Raw genomic sequence first — 20,650 nt, 5'->3', positions numbered from 1 at the left:
ACTCAGTTGGTGTACTGGTACAGGGTGACGATCTTCTGCACGCCCGAGGCGCCGGATGCAACGTTGGTGGCGGCGGCACCCTCGGCGCGGGTGACCAGTCCCATCAGGTAGACGATGCCGTTCTCGGTCACCACCTTGACCTTGGCGCTCGGCACCTTGCTATCGGCCAGCATCAGGGTCTTGATCTTGCTGGTAATCAGCGCGTCGTTGCTGCGTGCCAGGGCGCTGGTTGGCTGCAGTACCTGAAGTTCGTTGTGCAGCTTCTTGACGCCCTGCACGCCATTGGCCACCTGCGCGGCCTTTTCCTTCAGGTCGGCGCGCGGAGTCTGGCCTGCCAGCAGGATCACGCCGTTGTAGGCGGTGACCACGATGTGCGAGGTGGGGCCGGTGAGGTCCGGGTGGCTGCGGGAGATCGCATTGGCCACATTGGGTTCGAGGAACTGGTCGTCGATCTTGTTGCCGATGCTGCGGTTGCTGCAGCCGCCCAGGACCAGGCCGAGGGCAAGGGTAACGAGGATCAGCGGATTGCGGGTCATTCTTCACTCCCGAACAGTTGACGGTCGATCAGGTCGCACAGGCAATGGATGGCCAGCAGGTGCACTTCCTGGATGCGTGCGGTGACCTTGGAGGGCACACGAATTTCCACGTCCTCCGGCAGCAGCAGTGAGGCCATGCCACCACCGTCGCGGCCGGTCAGGGCCACTACCAGCATTTCGCGGTCATGGGCGGCCTGGATGGCCTGGATCACGTTGGCCGAGTTGCCGCTGGTGGATATCGCCAGCAGCACGTCGCCGGGCTGGCCGAGGGCGCGGATCTGTTTGGAAAACACCTCGTTGTAGCTGTAGTCGTTGGCGATCGAGGTGATGGTCGAGCTGTCGGTGGTCAGGGCGATGGCCGGCAGGCTGGGGCGCTCGCGCTCGAAGCGGTTGAGCAGTTCGGAGGAGAAGTGCTGGGCATCGCCGGCCGAGCCACCATTGCCGCAGGAGAGGATCTTGCCCTCGTTGAGCAGCGAATTGACCATCACCTGGCTGGCATGCTCGATGAAGGGGACCAGGACTTCCATAGCCTGCTGCTTGGTGTCGATGCTGGCCTGGAACATCTGGCGAATGCGGTTCTGCATATCCATGGGAGGAAGACCTTAGGTGTGCTGGCTGATGAGACAGCCGGAAGAGTCGGAAGTCGCCGGGGCGTGATTAAAAGAGTTGTACCTGAGGGAGACGCCGCGGGCGACTAGAAATCCTTGATCGGGCCTATTCACGTTTCGAAAGCGTTGCGTAGCCAGTTGAGCCCGGTAGTGCCGGGGCCTATCGCCACCACATCGAAGCGACAGGGTTGCTTTCCCCAGCGGCTCTCGCGTTGCAGGAACAGTTCTGCGGCGAGAATCAGGCGCTGGCGCTTGCGCCCGTCGACGCTCTCAAGCGCGCCGCCCCAGGCAGCGTGCTTGCGGTAGCGGACTTCGACGAATACTACTGTATCGCCGTCGAGCATGACCAGATCGAGCTCGCCGCCGCGGCAGCTCCAGTTCTGCGCCAGCAGGCGCAGGCCTTGCTTCTGCAAGTGGTCGCGTGCCATTGCCTCGGCCGCGCGACCACTGTCCTGGTTGCGGTTAATTGACGGCGTCCGGCAGGCGCTGCACCTGACCGCCGCGGAATTCGGCCCAGGGCAGTTGGCGTTCGATACGCTGGGCCTGGTTCAGGCTGAGATTTCCGGAGAGGCCTTCGACGCGGCTGTCCGGCAGGGCCTTGAGCTGGCTCAGGCGCGGGGCCAGGCGGAAGGCGTCGACGCCCATGGCGTAGAGGCGGCCGAGGCTGCCGGCGGCCTGCGGCCACTGCTGGTCGACCTGCTGGCGCAGCGGATCGTTGGCGTCCAGCAGCCAGGGGGTTTCGCAGAAGCGGATGCCCTCCAGATCCTGGTACTGCGTCGGGTTCTGTCCGCCGGTGTAGAGGTGCGAGGTGGCATACACGGGCAGGTCGCCGGCGTACTGGAAGGCCAGGGTCGGTTTGATCTGCTGAGCCTGCTGCGGAGTGGCGGCGAGGAAAATGAAGTCGATGTCCTGGCGGCGCGCCGGCAGGGCGGCCAACGGGGTACCCAGGGTGCTCTGCAGGCGCTTGGCGCGGGCTTCGCTCTGGCGCAGCTGGAGCAGATCGGCGATCTGCTGGGCCAGCTCCACCGGCTGGTCGACATGCTCGGCGGCGATCAGATTGCCGCCGGCGGCCTGCCAGCTCTGCTGGAAGGCGGCCAGCACGCGGTTGCCCCATTCGCCCTGCGGTACCAGGGCCACAGCGCTGCGCATGCCATCGGCCCAGGCGCGGCGGGCCACTTCGCGGGCTTCATCCTCGGCGGCCAGGCCGAACTGGAACAGCTGTGCCGGCGCTTCACGGCCGGCGTCGCTGTAGTTCAGGGCCAGGGTGGTCAGCGGCAGTTGCGGGCGCTCACTGAGCTGCTTGACCAGCGGCTTCTCCAGCGGTCCGACGACCAGTTGCACGCCATCGGCCTGGGCCTGGCGGTAGAAGTCATCCAGTGAGGACAGGCGCGAGCTGTCGTACAGCAGTACTTCCGGTGGGTTCTGTCCGGCCTGCTGGGCCTGGTAGTGGGCTGCCAGGAAGCCGTCGCGCAGGGCGCGGGCCACCGAGGCCAGCTGGCCTTCCTGCGGCAGCAGCAAGGCGATCTTCTGCAGCGGCTGTCCGGCCAGCTCCTTCAGTTTGCCCAGCGATTGCGGCAGCTGTTCGGCCGCGGGGTGGCCAGCGTGTTGGTTCTTCCAGGTGTCGATGGCGGCCAGCTGCTGGTCCGGGGTGCCGGCGTTCTTGGTGGCCAGGGCCAGGCTCAGCCAGCCGTCCAGATCGCTGTCGCCGGAACTGATCAGCTGGCTCTGCGGCAGGCTGGAGACCAGCGCCCAGATGGTCTCGTGGTTGGTCTGGGCGGCTTCGCCGGACAGCAGCGGGGCGATGAATACGCGTTCGCGAGCGGCGGCCAGGGTCTGGCCATCGGCTTCGAGGGCGCGAGCCTGGACCAGCTGGGTGCGGATCTGCTGATCCACCGGCAGTTCGGCCAGGCGCTCCAGGCTCGGGTGCTGCAGGGCCTTGAGGGCCCTCTTCGGCTTGTTGCGGGCCATCGCCAGCTCGGCGTCGAGGGTGGCGGCGAACACCTGTTGGGCGGGTTTAAGGCTGTCCAGCGACACTTCATCGAGGATGCGCGTGGCGCGACCGATGTCCTGCTGGCGCCAGGCCTGGTCGGCGGCTGACAGGCGCAGCAGTGCCGCCTGCTCGGGCGTGCTCTGGCTGGCCTGCTGCAGTAACTGGTCGATGCTCGCCTGCGGTGTGCGCGGCAGTTCGCCCAGGCTGGACGAGGGCGAGCCGGCGCAGGCGGCGAGCAGGCCGGCGAGGCAGAGGGCGGAAAGTGGGCGCAGGCAGGCGATCATCTAATACGTTCCTGGTACTGATCAGAAAGAAGGCGGATTGTACCCAAGCCCCGCGGCAGGCGCGATGTCGAGACCTTGAAACGGGCTACAATGCGCGCTTTGCGCAATTGAGGTGTGTCCGTGAGTGCTTCCGTCGTTCCTGCTGCCGCCGGCACCCTGTATGTGGTGGCCACGCCTATCGGCAATCTCGATGACATCAGCGCGCGCGCGCTGCGCATTCTCGGCCAGGTGGCGCTGATCGCCGCCGAGGACACCCGTCACTCGGTGCGCCTGCTGCAGCATTTCGGGATCTCCACGCCGCTGGCGGCTTGTCATGAACACAATGAGCGTGACCAGGGCGGGCGTTTCCTGGCGCGCCTGCAGGCGGGCGAGGATGTGGCGCTGATCTCCGATGCCGGCACGCCGCTGATCTCCGATCCGGGCTTTCACCTGGTACGTGCGGCGCGCGCCGCCGGTATCCGCGTGGTGCCGGTGCCGGGCGCCTGTGCCCTGATCGCCGCGCTGTCGGCAGCGGGTTTGCCGTCCGATCGTTTCAGCTTCGAGGGTTTTCTGCCAGCCAAGGCGGTGGGGCGCCGGTCGCGTCTGGAGCAGGTGCGCGAAGATGGGCGCACGCTGATCTATTACGAGGCGCCGCATCGCCTGCTGGAGTCACTGGCCGATATGCGCGATGTCTTCGGTGCGGACCGCCAGGCGGTGCTGGGGCGTGAGCTGACCAAGACCTTCGAGACACTCAAGGGGCTGCCGCTGGGTGAGCTGCATGACTGGGTGGCGGCCGACAGCAATCAGCAGCGCGGCGAGTGCGTGATTCTGGTCGCCGGTTGGCAGGCGCCGGAAGGCGAGGAGGCGGTGAGCAGTGAAGCGCTGCGTGTGCTCGATCTGCTGCTCGCCGAGTTGCCGCTCAAGCGCGCGGCAGCACTGGCGGCGGAGATCACCGGGGTGCGCAAAAATCTGCTGTACCAGGCTGCACTCGATCGGCAGAAGGACGCTTGAGCTTGTTCTCGGGCGCCTGGCTCGTTACCCTTGGCGGCGGAGAGTCGATCGGACAGTCGCTGCCTTCTTTATTGAAGGGGGAGGAAAGTCCGGGCTCCATAGGGCGGAGTGCCAGGTAACGCCTGGGAGGCGCGAGCCTACGGAAAGTGCCACAGAAAATAACCGCCTAAGCGTTTCGGCGCCGGTAAGGGTGAAAAGGTGCGGTAAGAGCGCACCGCACGGCTGGTAACAGTCCGTGGCTAGGCAAACCCCACTCGGAGCAAGACCAAATAGGGTTCCATCGGCGTGGCCCGCGCTGGAACCGGGTAGGTTGCTAGAGGCGTACAGCGATGTGCGTCGTAGAGGAATGACTGTCCTCGACAGAACCCGGCTTACAGATCGACTCTCCACCTTTCCCTTCTATCTGCTCCACCTCTCAATACCGAAAAAATCTTACTCTTGAGAAACTACTTTAAGTTCGAAGTTTAGCTTCCTGAGCTCGCTGAAATTCGCCCTCAAAATACCCTCGTTTTTCCTCTCAAAACGCCCCTCTTAGTTCGCTAAATCACCGTCCCATAAGGATTTTTCCGAGTTTGCGCGCCTTGACGCTAGGGCTGGTGCATTCCTATAGTGTGCCGAAGTGGCACAAAGTGGAAAAAAGTGGGTCAAAAGGGCATGGAAAGCTAATAACAGTGGGGAAGCGCAGCCTTGTTTCGTGGAGCTAACGCCATCAGTCTCGACGCCAAAGGGCGACTCGCGATGCCAAGCCGGTATCGCGACGAGCTCGTTGTGCGTTGTGGCGGCCAGCTCATCGTCACCATCGATGCCGTCGACCCCTGTCTGTGTGTCTATCCCCTGCCCGAGTGGGAGCTGATCGAGGCCAAGCTGCGTGACCTGCCCTCCCTGCGCGAAGAGACCCGCCGCCTGCAGCGCCTGCTGATCGGTAACGCCGTGGACATCGAGCTGGACGGCAGTGGCCGCTTCCTCGTGCCGCCGCGCCTGCGCGCGCATGCCGGCCTGGACAAGCACGCGATGCTGGTCGGCCAGCTGAACAAATTCCAACTGTGGAACGAAGATGCCTGGAACGCGCTTGCCGACGCCGACCTGGCTGCCATCAAACAGCCCGGTGCCCTGCCGGACGACTTGCGTGACCTGATCCTGTGACCATGACCAGCAGCTTCCGCCATATCACCGTGCTGCTCGACGAGGCCGTCGAGGCCCTCGCCGTGCGCGCCGATGGCTGCTATATGGATGGCACCTTCGGGCGCGGAGGGCACAGTCGGCTGATCCTGGAAAGGCTCGGGCCAGACGGTCGGCTGCTTGGATTCGACAAGGATCCACAGGCGATCGCGACGGGGAATGCACTGGCGGCCGAAGACGGCCGCTTCGTCGTTGTACAGCGCAGCTTCGCCGACCTTGGTGAGGAAGCAGCCGCGCGCGGCCTGCTGGGCAAGGTCGACGGCCTGCTGCTCGACCTCGGGGTGTCCTCGCCGCAGCTGGACGATGCCGAGCGTGGCTTCAGCTTCCTCAACGACGGCCCGCTGGACATGCGCATGAACCCGGATGCCGGCATCAGTGCCGCCCAGTTCATCGCCAGCGCAAGCGCCGACGAGATAGCCCGGGTGTTCAAGGAATACGGCGAGGAGCGCTTCGCCAAGCGCATGGCGCGTGCCGTGGTCGAGCGCCGCGAGCTCAAGCCATTCGAACGCACCGCCGACCTGGCGCAGGTGCTCACCGATGCCAATCCGGCTTGGGAAAAGGGCAAGAATCCGGCGACCCGTGCCTTCCAGGGGTTGCGCATCCATGTCAACAACGAGCTAGGCGATCTGGAGCGCGGCCTCGACGCGGCGCTCAAGGCCCTGGCGGTCGGCGGGCGTCTGGTGGTGATCAGCTTCCATTCGCTGGAAGACCGCATCGTCAAGCAGTTCATGAAGCGTCAGGCCAAGGGCGAAGCGGACAACCTGCCGCGCGACCTGCCGATCATTCCAAAGGCCTTCGAGCCACGCCTGAAGCTGCTGGGCAAGCCCATCTATGCCGGCGAAGCCGAGCTCAAGGCCAATCCGCGCTCGCGCAGCGCGGTGATGCGCGTAGCGGAGAAGCTGCGTTGAGCCGCCTGTACGCCAAGCCGCTGCCGCCCGGCACCTTGCTGCTGGTAGTGCTGTTCGCTGCCGTGCTGCTGTCGGCCATTGCGGTCGCCTACAGCGCGCACTGGAATCGCCAGCTGCTCAACGCTCTTTATACCGAGCTCAGCGTGCGCGACAAGATCCAGGCCGAATGGGGGCGCCTGGTGCTCGAACAGAGCACCTGGACCGCGCACAACCGCATCGAGGCCCTGGCTGCCGGGCAGTTGAAGATGCGCATCCCCGAGCCGACCGAAGTGCAGATGGTGGCGCCATGATCGGTCTCGAAGGCGCTCTCTATCCCTGGCGTTTTCGCCTGGTGCTGGCGCTGCTGGCGTTGATGGTGGGTGCCATCGTCTGGCGCATCGTCGATCTGCACGTGATCGACCATGACTTCCTGCAGGCCCATGGCGATGCGCGCAGCGTGCGGCATATCCCGATCCCTGCACACCGCGGCCTGATCACCGATCGCAACGGCGAGCCGCTGGCCGTCAGTACTCCGGTCACTACCCTGTGGGCCAATGGCAAGGAGCTGTTCAAGGCGCAGGAACGCTGGGGCGACCTGGCGGCTGCCCTGGGGCAGGAGCCTGGCTCCTTCTCCCGGCGCCTGACCCAGGCCCAGGATCGCGAGTTCATGTACCTAGTGCGTGGCCTCACGCCCGAGCAGGGCCAGCGCATTCTTGATCTCAAGGTGCCGGGCGTTTATGGCCTGGAAGAGTTCCGCCGCTTCTACCCGGCCGGCGAAGTGACGGCCCATGTGGTCGGCTTCACCGATGTCGACGACAAGGGGCGTGAGGGCGTCGAGCTGGCCTTCGAGGAGTGGCTGGCCGGCGTGCCGGGCAAGCGTCAGGTGCTCAAGGATCGTCGTGGCCGCCTGATCAAGGACGTGCAGGTCACCCAGAACGCCAAGGCCGGCAAGACCCTGGCCCTGTCCATCGACCTGCGCCTGCAGTACCTGGCCCATCGCGAACTGCGCAACGCGCTGATCGAGCAGGGCGCCAAGGCCGGCAGCCTGGTGATGATCGACGTGAAGACCGGCGAGATCCTCGCCATGGTCAACCAGCCTTCCTACAACCCGAACAACCGCCGCAACCTGCAGCCGGCCGCGATGCGCAACCGCGCCATGATCGACGTGTTCGAGCCGGGTTCCACCGTCAAGCCGATCTCCATGGCCGCCGCCCTGCAGACCGGGCGCTGGAAGCCGGAGGACAAGGTCGAGGTCTACCCGGGCTCGCTGCAGATCGGTCGCTACACCATCAAGGACGTGTCCAAGACCCAGGGGCCAATCCTCGACCTGACCGGTATCCTGATCAACTCGTCCAACGTCGGCATGAGCAAGATCGCCTTCGATATAGGTGGCGAGACCATCCACGACATGATGGCCAAGGTCGGCTTCGGCCAGGACACCGGGCTGGGCTTCCCGGGTGAGCGCGTTGGCGAGCTGCCCAACCACCGCGAGTGGCGCAAGGCCGAGACCGCGACTCTGTCCTATGGCTACGGCGTGTCGGTGACTGCCATCCAGCTGGCCCACGCCTACGCCACCCTGGCCAACAACGGCCAGGTGCTGCCGCTGTCCATGACGCGCGTCGACCGCCAGCCGGTGGGTGCCCAGGTGGTTCCGCCGGAGGTGGCCAAGAACCTGCAGATGATGCTGCAGCAGGTCGTCGAGGCGCCGCGCGGCGTGTTCCGCGCCCAGGTTCCGGGTTACCACGTCTCCGGCAAGAGCGGTACGGCGCGTAAGGCCAGTGTCGGCACCAAGGGTTATACCGAGAACGCCTATCGCTCGATGTTCGCCGGCTTCGCTCCCAGCACCAACCCTCGTATCGCCATGATGGTGGTGATCGACGAGCCGAGCAAAGGCGGCTACTTCGGCGGCCTGGTCTCTGCACCGGTGTTCAGCAAGGTCATGGCTGGCTCGCTGCGTCTGATGAACATTACCCCTGACAACCTGCCGCCGCCGGTCGCACCGGCCGCGGCGCAGCCGCAGACTGCCGCTGCGGCTGCCGCACCGGGAGGGCGAATCTGATGCCCATGCCCCTCAACCAACTGCTGCCGCAGGCAAGCGGCGCGACCCTGATCCGTGAACTGACCCTGGACAGCCGCAAGGTGCGCCCGGGCGACCTGTTCCTCGCTGTGCCGGGCCTGGCTCAGGACGGCCGTGCCCACATTGTCGACGCCATCGCCCGTGGCGCCGCCGCCGTGGCTTACGAGGCCGAGGGTGCCAATGTGGTCAGCGCCAAGGGCGCCGAACTGGTGGCGATCAAGGGTCTGGCAGGCCAGCTGTCGGCCATTGCCGGACGTTTCTATGGCGAGCCGAGCCGCGGTGTGCGCCTGGTCGGCGTCACCGGTACCAATGGCAAGACCAGTGTCAGCCAGCTGGTAGCCCAGGCCCTCGACCTGCTGGGCGAGCGCTGCGGTATCGTCGGCACCCTGGGCACCGGTTTCTATGACGCCCTGCAGAGCGGCCGCCACACCACCCCCGATCCGGTCGCCGTGCAGGCGACCCTGGCCGACCTCAAGCAGGCCGGCGCACGCGCCGTGGCCATGGAGGTTTCCTCGCACGGTCTGGATCAGGGTCGCGTCGCGGCGCTGGACTTCGATGTGGCGGTGTTCACCAACCTGTCGCGCGATCACCTGGACTACCACGGTTCGATGGAGGCCTACGGCGCCGCCAAAGCCAAGCTGTTCGCCTGGCCGGACCTGAAGTGCCGGGTGATCAACCTGGATGATGACTTCGGTCGCCAGCTGGCGACTGCCGACGCCGAGTCGCGCCTGATTGGCTACAGCCTGAGCGATGCCACGGCCTACCTGTTCTGCCGCGAAGCCAGGTTCGATGATCACGGGGTGCGGGCCAGCCTGGTCACGCCGCAGGGCGAAGGCCTGCTGCGCAGCCCGCTGCTCGGTCGTTTCAACCTGAGCAACCTGCTGGCCGTGGTCGGCGCCCTGCTCGGCCTCGGCTATCCGCTGGGTGATGTGCTTCAGGTGCTGCCGCAGCTGCAGGGGCCGGTCGGGCGCATGCAGCGTTTTGGTGGCCAGAACCAGCCGCTGGTGGTGGTCGACTACGCCCACACCCCGGATGCTCTGGAAAAGGTGCTGGAGGCCTTGCGTCCGCACGTGACCGGTCGCCTGCTGTGCCTGTTTGGCTGTGGTGGCGATCGCGACCGCGGCAAACGTCCGCTGATGGCTGCGGTGGCCGAGCGCCTGGCTGATGCCGTGCTGGTGACCGACGACAACCCGCGTACGGAAGACCCGGCGCAGATCGTCGCCGATATCCGTGCCGGATTCGCCAAGCCCGAGTCAGTCGAATTCGTCCATGGTCGGGGCGAGGCCATCGCCCGCCTGATCGCTGCCGCGCAGGTAGGTGATGTGGTGCTGCTGGCCGGCAAGGGGCATGAGGATTACCAGGAGATCGCCGGCGTACGCCATGCCTTCTCCGACCTCGACGAGACCACCAAGGCGCTGGCCGCCTGGGAGGTCGCCCATGCTTAAGCCGTTGCTGCTGAGCGAAGTGGCGCAGGCCCTGGGCGCCCGCGTGATGGGTGCCGATGTGGCGTTTACCGCCGTGTCCACCGACAGCCGCAGGATCGAGGCGGGCCAGCTGTTCATCGCCTTGGTCGGGCCGAACTTCGACGGCCACGACTACCTGGCCGATGTCGCCGCCAAGGGTGCCGTCGCCGCCCTGGTGCAGCGCGAGGTAGCCGGCTCCGCGCTGCCCCAGCTGGTGGTGCAGGACACCCGCATCGCCCTCGGCCAGCTCGGCGCGCTGAATCGCGCCGCCTTTAATAAGCCGCTGGCCGCCGTCACCGGCTCCAGCGGCAAGACCACGGTCAAGGAGATGCTCGCCAGCATCCTGCGCGCCGGCCTTAACGGTCCGGTGCTGGCTACCCGTGGCAACCTGAACAATGACCTCGGCGCGCCGCTGACCCTGCTGGAACTGGCGCCTGAGCATGTTGGCGCAGTGATCGAGCTGGGTGCCAACCATGTCGGCGAGATCGCCTACACGGTCGGCCTGACCCGCCCGGACGTGGCCATCATCACCAATGCCGGGCTGGCCCATGTCGGCGAGTTCGGCGGGCCGGACAAGATCGTCCAGGCCAAGGGCGAAATCCTCGAAGGTCTGGGCGGGCAGGGTATCGCCGTGCTCAATCGCGATGACAAGGCCTTCGCCACCTGGCAGGTGCGCAATGGCGACCGTCGGGTGCTGAGCTTCGCCCTGCTGGATCAGGCGGCTGACGTGCACGCCGCAGAACTGTGGCGCGATGCCCGTGGCTGTGTCGGCTTTGCCCTGGCCGGCAAGGCTGGCGAGGCGCGCATCCAGCTCAACCTGCTCGGCGAGCACAGCGTGGCCAATGCCCTGGCCGCCGCCGCCGCCGCGCATGCCCTCGGCGTGCCGCTGGTCGGGATCAAGGCCGGGCTGGAAAGCCTGCAGCCGGTCAAAGGCCGCGCCGTAGCGGCGCTGGCGACGAACGGCATGCGGGTGATCGATGACAGTTACAACGCCAACCCGCTGTCCATGTGCGCGGCAGTAGATATACTCGCCGCCTTCTCCGGCCGCACCGTCCTGGTGCTGGGAGACATGGGCGAGTTGGGCGAATGGGCCGAGCAGGGCCATCGCGACGTCGGCGCCCATGCCGCAGGCAAGGTCGATGCGCTCTATGCCGTAGGTCCGCTGATGGCGCATGCCGTCGCGGCTTTCGGTGCCAATGGCCGTCATTTCGCCGATCAAGCTAGCCTGATCGACGCGCTTCGCGCCGAGTCGGGCAACACCACAATTCTAATTAAAGGCTCGCGCAGCGCGGCGATGGACAAGGTCGTCGATGCGTTGCTGGATCGGGCATCGGGGGAGGCTCACTAATCATGCTGCTGCTGCTGGCGGAGTACCTGCAACAGTTCCACACTGGCTTCGGGGTCTTCCAGTACCTGACCCTGCGCGGCATCCTCGGCGTGCTCACCGCCCTGGCCCTGTCGCTGTGGCTCGGTCCGTGGATGATCCGTACCCTGCAGATCCGTCAGATCGGCCAGGCCGTACGCAATGATGGCCCGCAGTCGCACCTGTCGAAGAAGGGCACGCCGACCATGGGCGGCGCGCTGATCCTCACCGCCATCGCCGTCAGCACCCTGCTCTGGGCCGACCTGACCAACCGCTACGTGTGGACCGTGCTGGCCGTGACTCTGCTGTTCGGCGCCATCGGCTGGGTCGACGACTACCGCAAGGTGATCGAGAAGAACTCGCGCGGCCTGCCGAGCCGCTGGAAGTATTTCTGGCAGTCGGTATTCGGCCTGGCCGCCGCCGTCTTCCTCTATATGACCGCGCAGAGCCCGGTGGAAACCACCCTGATCGTGCCGGTGCTGAAGGACGTGGCGATTCCGCTGGGCGTCGGCTTCGTGGTGCTGACCTACTTCGTCATCGTCGGGACCAGCAATGCGGTGAACCTGACCGACGGCCTCGACGGCCTGGCCATCCTGCCGACCGTGATGGTGGCCGGCGCGCTGGCGATCTTCTGCTACCTGTCGGGCAACATCAAATTCGCCGAATACCTGCTGATTCCCTATGTGCCGGGCGCCGGCGAGCTGATCGTGTTCTGCGCCGCGCTGGTCGGCGCTGGCCTCGGCTTCCTGTGGTTCAACACTTACCCGGCCCAGGTGTTCATGGGCGACGTCGGTGCGCTGGCCCTCGGTGCCGCGCTGGGCACCATCGCCGTGATCGTCCGCCAGGAAATCGTGCTGTTCATCATGGGCGGCGTGTTCGTCATGGAAACCCTGTCGGTGATGATCCAGGTCGCCAGCTTCAAGCTGACCGGCAAGCGCGTGTTCCGCATGGCGCCGATCCATCACCACTTCGAACTCAAAGGCTGGCCGGAGCCGCGCGTGATCGTGCGCTTCTGGATCATCACCGTGATCCTGGTGCTGGTCGGCCTGGCCACCCTGAAGCTGAGGTAATAGAGAGTGTCGCTGATCGCTTCCGACCAGTTCCGCATCGTTGTCGGCCTCGGCAAGAGCGGCATGTCCCTGGTGCGCTTCCTGGCGCAGCAGGGCGTGCGCTTTGCCGTGGCCGATACCCGCGCGAACCCGCCGGAGCTGGCGACCCTGCAGCGCGACTACCCCGAGGTGGAAGTGCGCTGCGGCGAGCTGGACGTCGACTTCCTGTGCCGCGCCTCGGAGCTCTACGTGAGCCCCGGCCTGGCCCTGGCCACCCCGGCGCTGCGCGAAGCGGCCGCCCGTGGCGTGAAGATGTCCGGCGATATCGACCTGTTCACCCGCCATGCCAAGGCGCCGATCGTTGCCATTACCGGCTCCAACGCCAAGAGCACCGTGACCACCCTGGTCGGTGAGATGGCGGCTGCCGCCGGCAGGAAGGTAGCGGTCGGCGGCAATATCGGTACCCCGGCGCTGGACCTGCTCAGCGACGAGGTCGAGCTGTACGTGCTGGAGCTGTCCAGCTTCCAGCTGGAGACCACCGAGCGCCTGGGCGCCGAGGTCGCCACCTGCCTGAACATCAGCGAAGACCATATGGATCGCTATGACGGCATGGCCCAGTACCACCTGGCCAAGCACCGCATCTTCCGCGGTGCCCGCCAGGTGGTGGTGAATCGCGACGACGCCTTGTCGCGTCCGCTGATCGCCGACCAGGTGCCGTGCTGGACTTTCGGCCTGGGCAAGCCGGACTTCAAGCGTTTCGGCCTGATCGAGGAGGGCGGTGAGAAATACCTGGCCTTCCAGTTCGAGACCCTGATGCCGACCGCCGAACTGAAGATCCGTGGCGCGCACAATCAATCCAACGCCCTGGCGGCCCTGGCCCTGGGGCACGCCGTCGGCCTGCCGTTCGAGGCCATGCTCGACACCCTGCGCAACTTCGCCGGCCTGCCGCACCGTTGCCAGTGGGTGCGCGAGCTGCGTGGCGTGGGCTACTACGACGACTCCAAGGCGACCAACGTTGGTGCTGCCCTGGCCGCCATCGAAGGCCTGGGCGCGGATATCGCCGGCAAGCTGGTGCTGATCGCCGGGGGGGACGGCAAGGGTGCCGACTTCTCCGCGCTCAAGGCGCCGGTTTCCAGGTTCTGCCGCGCCGTGGTGCTGCTTGGCCGTGACGCCGAGCAGATCGCCGACGCGCTGGGCGACGCCGCACCGCTGGTGCGGGTGAAGACGCTGGACGAGGCCGTGCAGCGCTGTGCCGAGCTGGCCCAGAGTGGCGACGCCGTGTTGCTGTCGCCGGCCTGCGCCAGCCTGGACATGTTCAAGAACTTCGAAGAGCGTGGGCGCCTGTTCGCCCAGGCGGCGGAGGGCCTGCAATGACCCTGCTTGCCCGTCTGTTCGCCGCTCCGTCGCCGCTGCGCACCCGCCGCGGTATCGACCTCGACTTCCCGCTGCTGGCCGGTTGCCTGGCCCTGCTCGGCCTGGGCCTGGTGATGATCACCTCGGCCAGCTCGGAAGTCGCCGCGGCACTGTCGGGTAATCCGCTGTACCACATGATCCGCCACCTGATTTACCTGGCCATCGGCATCAGCGCCGCCGTGGTCACCCTGCTGATTCCCATGGCGTTCTGGCAGCGCTACGGCGCCAGCCTGCTGCTGATCGCCTTCGCCCTGCTGGTGCTGGTGCTGATCCCCGGCATCGGTCGCGAGGTCAACGGCGCCAAGCGCTGGATCGGCTTCGGCCTGTTCAACCTGCAGCCGTCCGAGCTGGCCAAGCTGTTCACCGTGGTGTTCATCGCCGGTTACCTGGTGCGGCGCCAGGACGAAGTGCGCGAAAAGCTCTCCGGCTTCCTCAAGCCGATGCTGGTGCTTGGCCCGATGGCCGTGCTGCTGCTGGCCGAGCCGGATTTCGGCGCCACCGTGGTACTGGTCGGCTCCTGCATTGCCATGCTCTTCCTTGGCGGCATCAACCTGGTGCGCTTCATTCCGCTGGCCGCCTGCGTGCTGGTGCTCGGCGCCGTCGTCATGACCAGCCAGGCCTACCGCCTGGAGCGCCTGACCAACTTCGTCGACCCCTGGGCCGATCAGTACGGTGCCGGCTACCAGCTGAGTCAGGCGCTGATCGCCTTCGGCCGCGGCGAGTGGCTGGGTGTCGGCCTGGGCAACAGCATCCAGAAGCAGTTCTACCTGCCCGAGGCTCACACCGACTTCGTCTTCGCCGTGCTGGCCGAGGAGCTGGGCATGGTTGGCGCGCTGATCACCGTCGGCCTGTTCGTCTTTGTCGCCGTGCGCGCCCTGTACATCGGCCTGTGGGCCGAGAAGGCCAAGCAGTTCTTCGCCGCCTACGTGGCCTATGGCATCGCCATCCAGTGGATCGGCCAGGTGCTGATCAACATTGGCGTGAACGTTGGCCTGCTGCCGACCAAGGGTCTGACCCTGCCGTTCCTCAGCTACGGTGGCAGCTCCCTGATCATCTGCTGCGTCAGCCTGGCCATGCTCCTGCGCATCGAGTGGGAGCGGCGTACGTCGCTGGGCAGCGAGGACATCGAATTCAGCGAGTCGGACTTCTTCGACACCGAGGAGGTCAAGCATGCGCGGTAACGTCCTGATCATGGCCGGCGGCACCGGCGGCCACGTGTTCCCGGCGCTGGCCTGCGCCCGCGAGTTCCAGGCGCGCGGCTATGCCGTGCACTGGCTGGGCACCCCGCGCGGTATCGAGAACGAGCTGGTGCCGGCCGCCGGGCTGCCGCTGCACCTGATCCAGGTCTCCGGCCTGCGCGGCAAAGGCAAGCTGTCGCTGCTCAAGGCGCCGTTCCAGCTGGTTCGTGCCCTGTTCCAGGCGCGCCGAGTGATGCGCGAGCTGCAGCCGGTCTGCGTGCTCGGCATGGGCGGCTACGTCACCGGCCCCGGCGGCCTGGCCGCACGGCTGAATGGCGCGCCGTTGGTGATTCACGAGCAGAACGCCGTGGCCGGTACCGCCAACCGCAGCCTGGCGCCGTTCGCCAAGCGTGTGTGCGAGGCTTTCCCGAACACCTTCGGCAAGACCACCAAGCTGCGCACCACCGGCAACCCGGTGCGTGAGGAGCTGTTCCTGGAAACGCCGCGCGACACCCTCAAGGGCCGTAAGCCGCGCCTGCTGGTGCTGGGCGGCAGCCTGGGCGCCGAGCCGCTGAACAAGCTGATTCCCGCCGCGCTGGCCAAGCTGCCGGCCGACTTGCGTCCAAAGGTGTTCCACCAGGCGGGCAAGCAACATGACGCCATCACCGCGGAGCGTTATCGCGAAGTCGCGGTCGAAGCCGAGGTCGCGCCCTTTATCAAGGACATGGCCGGCGCCTACGCCTGGGCCGACCTGGTGATCTGCCGTGCCGGTGCGCTGACCGTCAGCGAGCTGGCCGCCGCCGGCCTGCCGTCCTTCCTGGTGCCGCTGCCGCACGCGATCGACGACCACCAGACCCGCAATGCCGACTATCTGGCCAAGGAGGGCGCCGCCGTCCTTCTGCCGCAACATGCCACTGACGCGGACAAGCTCGCCGCGCAGCTGACCGAGGTTCTGATGCACCCTGAAAAACTCAAGACCATGGGCCGCACCGCGCGCACCCTGGCCAAACCGGACGCCACCCGCGTGGTAGTCGATATCTGCCTGGAGGTGGCCCGTGGCTAAGTCTCCCGCCGCTGCCCGTTCGGAAATCCGCCGCATGCGCCGCATCCGCCGCATCCACTTTGTGGGTATCGGCGGTGCCGGCATGTGCGGCATCGCCGAGGTGCTGCTGAACCTGGGCTACGAAGTGTCCGGCTCGGACCTCAAGGCTTCGGCCGTGACCGAGCGCCTGGAAAGCTTCGGCGCCACCGTGTTCATCGGCCACCGTGCCGAAAATGCCGAGCAGGCCGACGTGCTGGTGGTGTCCAGCGCCATCAACACCGCCAACCCGGAAGTGGCCACCGCCCTGGAGCGCCGCATCCCGGTGGTGCCGCGCGCCGAGATGCTCGCCGAGCTGATGCGCTACCGCCATGGCGTGGCCGTGGCCGGCACTCACGGCAAGACCACCACCACCAGCCTGCTGGCGTCGGTATTCGCCGCCGGCGGCCTGGACCCGACCTTCGTCATCGGCGGCCGTCTGAACGCTGCCGGCACCAATGCCCAGCTGGGCAGCAGCCGCTACCTGATCGCCGAGGCGGACGAGAGCGACGCCAGCTTCCTGCACCTGCAGCCGATGGTTTCGGTGGTCACCAATATCGACGCCGACCACATGAGCACCTACGGCGGCGACTTCAATGTACTGAAGAAGACCTTCGTCGAATTTCTGCACAACCTGCCGTTCTACGGCCTGGCCGTGCTCTGCGTGGACGACCCGGTGGTGCGCGAACTGCTGCCGCAGGTGGCCCGTCCGACCGTGACCTACGGCTTCTCGGAAGATGCCGACGTACGTGCCATCAATGTGCGTCAGGAAGGCATGCGCACCTACTTCACCGCGCTGCGCCGTGATCGCGCGCCGCTGGACGTGTCGGTGAACATGCCAGGCAATCACAATGTATTGAACGCGCTGGCGACCATCGCCATCGCCACCGATGAAGGCATCGAGGATGCCGCCATCGTCCAGGGCCTGTCGGGCTTTCAGGGCGTCGGCCGGCGCTTCCAGGTGTACGGCGAGTTGCCGGTCGAGGGTGGCAGCGTGATGCTGGTCGACGATTACGGCCATCACCCGCGTGAAGTCGCCGCGGTAATCAAGGCCGTGCGCGGCGGCTGGGCCGAGCGCCGCCTGGTGATTCTGTACCAGCCGCACCGCTACAGCCGTACCCGCGACCTCTACGAGGACTTCGTGCAGGTGCTGGGCGATGCCAACGTGCTGCTGCTGATGGAGGTCTACCCGGCCGGCGAGGAACCCATTCCCGGTGCCGACAGCCGTCACCTGTGCCACAGCATCCGCCAGCGCGGCCAACTCGACCCGATCTACGTCGAGCGGGGTGTCGATCTCGCCCCCATCATCAAGCCGCTGCTGCGTGCCGGCGACATCCTGCTGTGCCAGGGCGCCGGCGATATCGGTGGCGTGGCCCCGCAACTGATCAAGCACCCGCTGTTCCAAGGTGACGCGAAATGAGCCTGCATTCCACCCTCGATCCCAAGGCCTTCGGCCGCGTCGCCGTGCTGTTCGGCGGCAAGAGCGCCGAGCGCGCGGTATCGCTGAAGTCCGGTGCCGCCGTGCTGGAAGCGCTGCAGAGCGCCGGCGTGGATGCCTTCGGCATCGACGTCGGTGACGACTTCCTGCAGCGCCTGGCGGCCGAGAAGATCGATCGCGCCTTTATCGTGCTGCATGGTCGCGGCGGCGAGGACGGTTCCATGCAGGGCCTGCTGGAATGCGCCGGCATCCCCTACACCGGCAGCGGCATCCTCGCCTCGGCCCTGGCCATGGACAAGCTGCGCACCAAGCGCGTGTGGCTGAGCCTGGGCCTGCCGACGCCCAACCACGCGGTGCTGGCCAGCGAGGCGGACTGTCGCGCGGCCGCCGCCGAGCTGGGCTTCCCGCTGATCGTCAAGCCGGCCCATGAAGGTTCCAGCATCGGTATGGCCAAGGTCGCCGATGTCGACGCGCTGATCGCCGCCTGGAAGGACGCCAGCCAGTACGACTCGCAGGTACTGGTCGAGCAGTGGATTGCCGGCCCCGAGTTCACCGTGGCCATGCTGCGCGGTCAGGTGCTGCCGCCGATCGGCCTGGGCACCCCGCACAGCTTCTATGACTACGACGCCAAGTACCTGGCCAATGACACCCAGTACCGCATCCCCTGTGGCCTGTCGACCGACAAGGAGGCGGAGCTCAAGGCGCTGACCGCGCGCGCCTGTGAGGCCGTGGGCACTCAGGGCTGGGCCCGCGCCGATGTGATGCAGGATGCCAATGGCCAGTTCTGGCTGCTGGAAGTCAACACCGTGCCGGGCATGACCGATCACAGCCTGGTACCGATGGCCGCGCGTGCCGCCGGTCTGGACTTCCAGCAGCTGGTGCTGGCGATCCTGGCCGACAGCGTCGAGGCGAGGGGTTAAGCCATGGTCGCCACCCTCCGTCACCACTCGCAGCCGATAGGAGGCGCCAGCCGGCGCCAGCCTATCGCTGCGCGTGGTGCCAGCCGGATGGTGGCCAAGGAACCGCTGGCCGCGCGCCTGCCGAAGCCGGATTTTGGTGGCCTTGGGCGTGGTTTCAAGCGCCTCGGCTGGCCGTTGCTGCTGGTGGCGCTGGGTCTGGGGACCTATGAGGGCGCCCAGCGTCTGCTGCCCTATGCCGACCGGCCGATTGCCCGGGTCAGCGTGCAGGGCGAGCTGAGCTACATCAGCCAGCAGGCGGTGCAGGAGCGTATCGCGCCGTACACCGCGGCCAGTTTCTTCACCATCGACCTGGCCGGCATGCGTGCCGAGCTGGAGCAGATGCCCTGGATCGCCCATGCCGAAGTGCGCCGGGTGTGGCCGGACCAGGTGTCGATCACCCTGGAAGAGCAGCTGCCGGTGGCCCGCTGGGGCAGCGAGGCGCTGCTCAACAATCAGGGCCGTGCCTTCGCCCCGCGCGAGGCGGCCAACTACGAACACCTGCCGCTGCTGTCCGGGCCGCAACGCGCCCAGCAGCAGGTGATGCAGCAGTACCAGGTGCTCAGCCAGCTGCTGCGGCCGCTGGGCTTCACCATCAGCAGCCTGGAGCTGCGCGAGCACGGCAGCTGGTTCATCAGTACCGCCCAGGGCGTGGACATCCTCCTGGGTCGTGATCACCTGGTCGACAAGATGCGCCGGTTCGCCAGCATCCACGACAAGGTGCTCAAGCAGCAGATCGCGAATATCGCGCGTGTCGACCTGCGCTATGCCAACGGCCTTGCCGTGGCCTGGCGCGAGCCGGTGGCGCCAGTGGTTCCGGCCGAAACGGCTGGCGCCCAGTGAATCGAGGAGAACAGTAGAGATCATGGCAAGCGTGCAGAGCGGCAAGATGATCGTCGGCCTGGATATCGGCACCTCCAAGGTGGTGGCGCTGGTGGGCGAGGTGACGGCCGATGGCGAGCTGGATATCGTCGGGATCGGCACCAGCCCGTCGCGCGGCCTGAAGAAGGGCGTGGTGGTGAACATCGAGTCCACCGTGCAGTCGATCCAGCGCGCCATCGAAGAGGCGCAACTGATGGCCGGTTGCCGCATCCACTCGGCCTTCGTCGGCATCGCCGGCAACCACATCCGCAGCCTCAACAGCCATGGCATCGTCGCTATCCGCGACCGTGAAGTCAGCCCGGCCGACCTCGAGCGCGTGCTCGACGCCGCCCAGGCCGTGGCCATCCCGGCTGACCAGCGCGTGCTGCACACCCTGGCGCAGGACTACGTGATCGATAACCAGGAAGGTGTGCGCGAGCCGCTGGGCATGTCCGGCGTGCGTCTGGAGGCCAAGGTGCATGTGGTCACCTGCGCCACCAATGCCGCGCAGAACGTCGAGAAGTGCGTGCGTCGCTGCGGCCTGGAAGTGGACGACATCATTCTGGAGCAGCTGGCTTCCGCCTACTCGGTGCTGACCGAGGACGAGAAGGAGCTGGGCGTGTGCCTGGTGGACATCGGGGGCGGTACCACCGACATCGCGATTTTCGCCGATGGTGCGATCCGTCACACCGCGGTGATCCCGATTGCTGGCGACCAGGTCACAAATGATATTGCAATGGCATTACGTACCCCGACCCAGTATGCCGAGGAAATCAAGATTCGGTATGCTTGCGCCCTAGCCAAACTGGCCGGTCCGGGGGAAACCATCAAGGTGCCCAGCGTGGGTGACCGGCCACCGCGGGAACTGTCCCGTCAGGCTCTGGCCGAGGTAGTCGAGCCTCGTTACGACGAGCTCTTCACGCTGATTCAGGCCGAGCTGCGGCGCAGTGGCTACGAGGACATGATTCCGGCAGGGATCGTCCTCACCGGCGGCACCGCCAAGATGGAAGGCGCCGTCGAACTGGCCGAAGAGATCTTTCACATGCCGGTGCGTTTGGGCGTACCCCACAGCGTCAAAGGACTGACCGACGTCGTGCGTAATCCAATCTATTCCACAGGCGTGGGCCTGCTGATGTACGGGCTGCGGAAACAGTCCGACGGTTTCCACGCGCCTGGGATTCAGTATGGCGATGAGCCCAAAACACCGGTACTGGAACGGCTTAAACGCTGGGTCCAGGGCAATTTCTGATGTGAAACCCGCGGTAGCTGTAGGCGATAATTAAAAAAGAAGGAGAGGGGA

General features: G+C 66.3%; 19 protein-coding genes and 1 other RNA gene. 16 read left to right on the top strand and 4 right to left on the bottom strand.

The features are described 5' to 3' along the window. Window positions 1-2 precede the first annotated feature (2 nt). From ACOAPY_RS17485 to ACOAPY_RS17470, 4 genes are all read right to left on the bottom strand, one after another. On the bottom strand, window positions 3-536 hold the full coding sequence (locus ACOAPY_RS17485) for a BON domain-containing protein (protein WP_021701340.1): 534 nt from the start codon (window positions 534-536) through the stop codon (window positions 3-5). Beyond that, window positions 533-1,126, bottom strand: coding sequence for a phosphoheptose isomerase (locus ACOAPY_RS17480; RefSeq protein ID WP_021701341.1), 594 nt, complete (start codon window positions 1,124-1,126; stop codon window positions 533-535). Before ACOAPY_RS17480 ends, ACOAPY_RS17485 begins: the two co-directional genes overlap by 4 nt. 128 nt (window positions 1,127-1,254) lie before the next feature. Beyond that, window positions 1,255-1,611, bottom strand: a complete 357-nt coding sequence (locus ACOAPY_RS17475; protein ID WP_465156840.1) for a YraN family protein — start codon at window positions 1,609-1,611, stop codon at window positions 1,255-1,257. Beyond that, on the bottom strand, window positions 1,607-3,418 hold the full coding sequence (locus tag ACOAPY_RS17470; protein WP_465154157.1) for a penicillin-binding protein activator: 1,812 nt from the start codon (window positions 3,416-3,418) through the stop codon (window positions 1,607-1,609). The genes ACOAPY_RS17475 and ACOAPY_RS17470 overlap by 5 nt, the downstream gene beginning before the upstream one ends. 120 nt (window positions 3,419-3,538) lie before the next feature. On the opposite strand from ACOAPY_RS17470, the gene rsmI reads away from it, so the two are divergent. From rsmI to ftsA, 16 genes are all read left to right on the top strand, one after another. Then, window positions 3,539-4,408, top strand: coding sequence for a 16S rRNA (cytidine(1402)-2'-O)-methyltransferase (rsmI, locus tag ACOAPY_RS17465; protein ID WP_465154156.1), 870 nt, complete (start codon window positions 3,539-3,541; stop codon window positions 4,406-4,408). Between the two features lie 40 nt (window positions 4,409-4,448). Beyond that, window positions 4,449-4,798: RNase P RNA component class A (rnpB, locus tag ACOAPY_RS17460), an RNA gene on the top strand. Between the two features lie 297 nt (window positions 4,799-5,095). Next, window positions 5,096-5,551, top strand: a complete 456-nt coding sequence (mraZ, locus tag ACOAPY_RS17455; protein WP_061903420.1) for a division/cell wall cluster transcriptional repressor MraZ — start codon at window positions 5,096-5,098, stop codon at window positions 5,549-5,551. A gap of 2 nt (window positions 5,552-5,553) precedes the next feature. Beyond that, entirely contained in the window at window positions 5,554-6,495 is a 942-nt protein-coding gene (gene rsmH / locus ACOAPY_RS17450) for a 16S rRNA (cytosine(1402)-N(4))-methyltransferase RsmH (protein ID WP_465154155.1), read from the top strand. Next, on the top strand, window positions 6,492-6,785 hold the full coding sequence (gene ftsL, locus ACOAPY_RS17445) for a cell division protein FtsL (protein WP_465154154.1): 294 nt from the start codon (window positions 6,492-6,494) through the stop codon (window positions 6,783-6,785). The genes rsmH and ftsL overlap by 4 nt, the downstream gene beginning before the upstream one ends. Continuing rightward, entirely contained in the window at window positions 6,782-8,533 is a 1,752-nt protein-coding gene (locus ACOAPY_RS17440; RefSeq protein WP_465154153.1) for a peptidoglycan D,D-transpeptidase FtsI family protein, read from the top strand. Before ftsL ends, ACOAPY_RS17440 begins: the two co-directional genes overlap by 4 nt. Continuing rightward, window positions 8,533-9,996 carry a UDP-N-acetylmuramoyl-L-alanyl-D-glutamate--2,6-diaminopimelate ligase gene (gene murE, locus ACOAPY_RS17435; protein ID WP_465154152.1) on the top strand — a complete coding sequence of 488 codons (1,464 nt, stop codon included), beginning with the start codon at window positions 8,533-8,535 and terminating at the stop codon, window positions 9,994-9,996. The genes ACOAPY_RS17440 and murE overlap by 1 nt, the downstream gene beginning before the upstream one ends. Further along, on the top strand, window positions 9,989-11,362 hold the full coding sequence (locus ACOAPY_RS17430) for a UDP-N-acetylmuramoyl-tripeptide--D-alanyl-D-alanine ligase (protein ID WP_465154151.1): 1,374 nt from the start codon (window positions 9,989-9,991) through the stop codon (window positions 11,360-11,362). Before murE ends, ACOAPY_RS17430 begins: the two co-directional genes overlap by 8 nt. Before the next feature lie 2 nt (window positions 11,363-11,364). Then, window positions 11,365-12,447, top strand: coding sequence for a phospho-N-acetylmuramoyl-pentapeptide-transferase (gene mraY, locus ACOAPY_RS17425; protein WP_169920313.1), 1,083 nt, complete (start codon window positions 11,365-11,367; stop codon window positions 12,445-12,447). A 6-nt stretch (window positions 12,448-12,453) separates the two neighbouring features. Then, window positions 12,454-13,800: a UDP-N-acetylmuramoyl-L-alanine--D-glutamate ligase gene (murD, locus tag ACOAPY_RS17420; RefSeq protein WP_465154150.1), complete on the top strand. Its 1,347-nt coding sequence runs from the start codon at window positions 12,454-12,456 to the stop codon at window positions 13,798-13,800. Next, complete coding sequence (gene ftsW / locus ACOAPY_RS17415; RefSeq protein WP_179085231.1) at window positions 13,797-15,020, top strand: putative lipid II flippase FtsW; 1,224 nt, start codon at window positions 13,797-13,799, stop codon at window positions 15,018-15,020. The genes murD and ftsW overlap by 4 nt, the downstream gene beginning before the upstream one ends. Continuing rightward, the gene (gene murG / locus ACOAPY_RS17410) at window positions 15,010-16,080 is read left to right on the top strand and encodes an undecaprenyldiphospho-muramoylpentapeptide beta-N-acetylglucosaminyltransferase (RefSeq protein WP_465154149.1); all 1,071 of its coding nucleotides are present in this window, start codon (window positions 15,010-15,012) and stop codon (window positions 16,078-16,080) included. Before ftsW ends, murG begins: the two co-directional genes overlap by 11 nt. Window positions 16,081-16,114: 34 nt before the next feature. Beyond that, window positions 16,115-17,515 (top strand): UDP-N-acetylmuramate--L-alanine ligase, encoded by a 1,401-nt coding sequence (murC, locus tag ACOAPY_RS17405; protein ID WP_465156838.1) that lies wholly within the window; start codon window positions 16,115-16,117, stop codon window positions 17,513-17,515. Further along, window positions 17,512-18,453 (top strand): D-alanine--D-alanine ligase, encoded by a 942-nt coding sequence (locus tag ACOAPY_RS17400; protein WP_465154148.1) that lies wholly within the window; start codon window positions 17,512-17,514, stop codon window positions 18,451-18,453. Before murC ends, ACOAPY_RS17400 begins: the two co-directional genes overlap by 4 nt. 3 nt (window positions 18,454-18,456) lie before the next feature. After that, window positions 18,457-19,332 carry a cell division protein FtsQ/DivIB gene (locus ACOAPY_RS17395; protein ID WP_465154147.1) on the top strand — a complete coding sequence of 292 codons (876 nt, stop codon included), beginning with the start codon at window positions 18,457-18,459 and terminating at the stop codon, window positions 19,330-19,332. Between the two features lie 22 nt (window positions 19,333-19,354). Next, window positions 19,355-20,599: a cell division protein FtsA gene (gene ftsA, locus ACOAPY_RS17390; protein WP_021701358.1), complete on the top strand. Its 1,245-nt coding sequence runs from the start codon at window positions 19,355-19,357 to the stop codon at window positions 20,597-20,599. The last annotated feature ends 51 nt before the right edge of the window (window positions 20,600-20,650 follow it).

This window comes from Pseudomonas stagnisoli, assembly GCF_048595745.1.
Lineage (GTDB): Bacteria > Pseudomonadota > Gammaproteobacteria > Pseudomonadales > Pseudomonadaceae > Aquipseudomonas > Aquipseudomonas alcaligenes_A.
Note: the sequence above shows the minus strand (reverse complement) of the source record. Positions and strands in the feature narration are given on the sequence as shown.

Coding starts and splice junctions, on each gene's coding strand:
- ACOAPY_RS17430 (WP_465154151.1), top strand. CDS start 9,989: ATGCTTAAGCCGTTGCTGCTGAGCGAAGTGGCGCAGGCCCTGGGCGCC.
- ACOAPY_RS17400 (WP_465154148.1), top strand. CDS start 17,512: ATGAGCCTGCATTCCACCCTCGATCCCAAGGCCTTCGGCCGCGTCGCC.
- ACOAPY_RS17470 (WP_465154157.1), bottom strand. CDS start 3,418: ATGATCGCCTGCCTGCGCCCACTTTCCGCCCTCTGCCTCGCCGGCCTG.
- mraY (WP_169920313.1), top strand. CDS start 11,365: ATGCTGCTGCTGCTGGCGGAGTACCTGCAACAGTTCCACACTGGCTTC.
- ACOAPY_RS17485 (WP_021701340.1), bottom strand. CDS start 536: ATGACCCGCAATCCGCTGATCCTCGTTACCCTTGCCCTCGGCCTGGTC.
- ACOAPY_RS17480 (WP_021701341.1), bottom strand. CDS start 1,126: ATGGATATGCAGAACCGCATTCGCCAGATGTTCCAGGCCAGCATCGAC.
- ftsW (WP_179085231.1), top strand. CDS start 13,797: ATGACCCTGCTTGCCCGTCTGTTCGCCGCTCCGTCGCCGCTGCGCACC.
- murG (WP_465154149.1), top strand. CDS start 15,010: ATGCGCGGTAACGTCCTGATCATGGCCGGCGGCACCGGCGGCCACGTG.
- ACOAPY_RS17440 (WP_465154153.1), top strand. CDS start 6,782: ATGATCGGTCTCGAAGGCGCTCTCTATCCCTGGCGTTTTCGCCTGGTG.
- ACOAPY_RS17395 (WP_465154147.1), top strand. CDS start 18,457: ATGGTCGCCACCCTCCGTCACCACTCGCAGCCGATAGGAGGCGCCAGC.
- ftsA (WP_021701358.1), top strand. CDS start 19,355: ATGGCAAGCGTGCAGAGCGGCAAGATGATCGTCGGCCTGGATATCGGC.
- murC (WP_465156838.1), top strand. CDS start 16,115: ATGCGCCGCATCCGCCGCATCCACTTTGTGGGTATCGGCGGTGCCGGC.
- rsmH (WP_465154155.1), top strand. CDS start 5,554: ATGACCAGCAGCTTCCGCCATATCACCGTGCTGCTCGACGAGGCCGTC.
- murE (WP_465154152.1), top strand. CDS start 8,533: ATGCCCATGCCCCTCAACCAACTGCTGCCGCAGGCAAGCGGCGCGACC.